Here is a 237-nt window from a genome sequence, read left to right as displayed (position 1 = left end):
CCCTTCCTTTTCGGAGGGACTTTCATTGAGGGCTGATTTGCTGTTCGGTGCCGCCGGTCGGCTGCAATTTCCCTTCCTTTTCGGAGGGACTTTCATTGAGGGTCCCACGGGTGGAGAGGCAACCCACCCGGTGCGGGATTTCCCTTCCTTTTCGGAGGGACTTTCATTGAGGGCAAAATTCGCGGGTGTTCGCCGTGCGGTTGTAAATTTCCCTTCCTTTTCGGAGGGACTTTCATT

Source organism: Rothia sp. HMSC068E02 (assembly GCF_001813565.1).
In the GTDB taxonomy this organism is placed as follows: domain Bacteria; phylum Actinomycetota; class Actinomycetes; order Actinomycetales; family Micrococcaceae; genus Rothia.
Note: the sequence above shows the minus strand (reverse complement) of the source record.